The sequence below is a fragment of the Methylobacterium sp. WL103 genome (genome assembly GCF_008039885.1).
Classification (GTDB): Bacteria; Pseudomonadota; Alphaproteobacteria; order Rhizobiales; family Beijerinckiaceae; genus Methylobacterium; species Methylobacterium cerastii.
In genome coordinates, this window is sequence record NZ_VRUX01000622.1 from 1 (window position 1) to 2,383 (window position 2,383).

3 protein-coding genes are annotated in these 2,383 nt (G+C 74.5%); all 3 read right to left on the reverse strand.

Features of this window, described 5'->3' with window-relative positions:
- The coding region (locus FV222_RS23310; RefSeq protein WP_147815753.1) for a DUF2939 domain-containing protein at positions 1 to 581 on the reverse strand (581 nt) is incomplete at its 3' end.
- Between the two features lie 28 nt (positions 582 to 609).
- Complete coding sequence (locus tag FV222_RS23315) at positions 610 to 1,161, reverse strand: RNA pyrophosphohydrolase (RefSeq protein ID WP_147754232.1); 552 nt, start codon at positions 1,159 to 1,161, stop codon at positions 610 to 612.
- Between the two features lie 69 nt (positions 1,162 to 1,230).
- Entirely contained in the window at positions 1,231 to 2,382 is a 1,152-nt protein-coding gene (locus FV222_RS23320) for a divergent polysaccharide deacetylase family protein (RefSeq protein ID WP_246685623.1), read from the reverse strand.
- Between the last annotated feature and the right edge of the window lies 1 nt (position 2,383).

Consider the following 2,383-nt stretch of genomic DNA (forward strand, 5'->3'; position numbering starts at 1 on the left):
CGCCCGAGGCGCTGGGCCATCTGCTCGCGCAGGGCCTCGGCGACCTCGATGTCGACGAGCCGCCAGGTCCAGCCGCGCAGGCGCAGGCGCAGGCGGAGCTGGTCCTCCCGCGGCGCGTCGGGCGGGATCACGATCACCGCCGTGCGGAAGCCGCGCATCTCCGAGGCGATCCAGAACGGGAACACCCGCGCGATACGGTCGAGCCGGAGGCCCGCCGGCTTCACGCCGTCCGGTCGCTGGATGTCGAGGCTCTGCGGCCAGCCGTCGTCGAGCAGGTCGAGCACGGTCTCGGCGGTCACCATCGATTCGGCGAGCGCCATCGCCACGCCGACCGCCGCCTCGTTCAGGCGCTGGCGGTCCTTGGCCTCGAGGCCCGGATCGGTGTCCGAGGCGGCGCGCAACGCCGCGGTGGTCTGGCGGACCAGCGACAGGCGCAGCGTGCGGAAGTTGACGTGGCTCTGGACGTATCCGACGTCGTGCGCCTTCACCGCTTGGGCGAGGTCGTAGAGCGTCCAGAGCGGCGTCAGGGTGAAGGCGAACCAGCCGAGCACCGCGACGAGGGGAATCGCCCACCAGCGCATCGCGCGGCCTATCGCACCGCCGCCGCGCTCACGCGCCGGCCGACCAGGTGCTCAAGGGGGCGAACGCCGCGACCACGCCTTCGTAGACCGGGCGCTTGAACGGCACGATCAGCCCTGGAAGCTCCGGGAAGGGCACCCAGCGCCACGCGTCGAACTCGGCCTTGTGGGCGCCCCCGCCGGGATGCTCGACGTCGATCACGCCGTCGTCGCCGAGGAACGCGAAGGCGAACCAGCGCTGCGTCTGCCCGCGGTAGCGGCCACGCCACGCCTGCTTCCGCACCTCGGGCGGCAGGTCGTAGGACAGCCAGTCCGGCGCCTCGGCGAGTAGGCGGACCGAGGCCGCGTCGACGTTGGTCTCCTCGTGAAGCTCGCGCAGGGCCGCGGCCTGGGGCGCCTCGCCGTCGTCGATCCCGCCCTGGGGCATCTGCCAGGCGAGGTTGCCCGACACGTGCTCGGGGCCGGCCTCCGGCTTGCGGCGGCCGACGAAGACGAGACCGGCCCGGTTGATCAGGGCGACCCCGACGCAGGGGCGATAGGGCAGGTCTTCGGCGGAATCGCGGGTTGGGCTGTCGGTCTTCATCGGCGGCGACCATAGGGAGGGCCAACCGGCGCGGCAACGTCGAGACACATGTTATCGGCGCCGCCGGGATCAGTCCGCCTTCGTCACCCGCATCGCCTTGGCGCCGCGGAGCGCCACGCTCGCCGGCACGAGGCGGATGCCGCGGCCCTCGAGTTCGCGGCTCCAGCGGGCGATCCGCTCGATCGTCATCGGCTGGGCGCTGCCCGAGGCGAGGGCGAAGCCGTTGGTGCGGGCCTGCGCCTCGAGCCGCGCCAGCTCGCGGTCGATCGCCTCCGGCCGCGGCACGGCGTCGAGGACGACCTCGGCGCGGGCCGCCGGCACCTTGGCCTTGTCGAGGAGATCCCGGGCGACGCCGCGGGCGTTGGTGCCGTCGTCGAGGAAGCCGAGGCCGCGGGCGGCGATGTCGCGCAGCACCGGCTCGAACGCGGCCGCATCCGCCATGAACTTGGCGCCCATGAAGTTCGTCACGCCGACATAGCCCGAGAACCGGCTCATCGCCCAGGCCAGGCGGTCGGCGTTCTCGGGGGGCTTGGCGGAGGTGAGCAGCCCCTGCGGGCCGGGGTCGCTGTCGGGGAAGTCGAACGGCTCCATCGGCGCCTGGAGCAGGATCTCGTGGCCGAAGGCGCGGGCGCGCGCGGCGCTGCGCTCGGCGTCGTTGCCGTAGGGCGAGAAGGCGAGGCTGACGGCCGGGGGCAGCTTGACGATCGCGCTCGCGGTGGCCGCCTGGCCGACGCCGAGGCCGGTGAGCACGATCGCGATGCGCGGACCGGTGCCGGGCTCCTCGGGCCGGGCGTAGACGTCGAGGGGGCGGATGCGGCCTTCGCCGAGCTTCGGCAGGGTGCCGTGGCGCCCGCGCTCGGTCAGGCGCGGATCGGGGGCGGGGGCGAGCTTGGGTGCGTCGGCCTGCGGCACGCGGATCACCACCGCCTCGGCGGGTGCGGCCGAGCCGCCGGCCCGCACGACGGTGACGCCGGAGGCCGACTCGACCTCGAGGGCGCTGCTCTGAAGCTTGGGTGCCGGAGCCGGCTCGTTGGCCGCCACCGCGTCCGGCGACGCGGGCCGCCCTGCGACAGGCACGACGTCGCGAACGGTGATGGCGAGCTGGACCCGCGGCTCGCCGGCCTTCGGGTCGCCCAGCAGCAGCACGAGGCCGAGGAGGGTGAGCACGCCGCCGCCGACGCCTGCCGCGACCGCCCGCGGCGACCGGGCGAGGGTCTGCAGC

What these genes read in the sequence shown, in the direction of transcription:
- FV222_RS23315 (WP_147754232.1), bottom strand. Translation starts at nt 1,161, where the DNA reads ATGAAGACCGACAGCCCAACCCGCGATTCCGCCGAAGACCTGCCCTAT.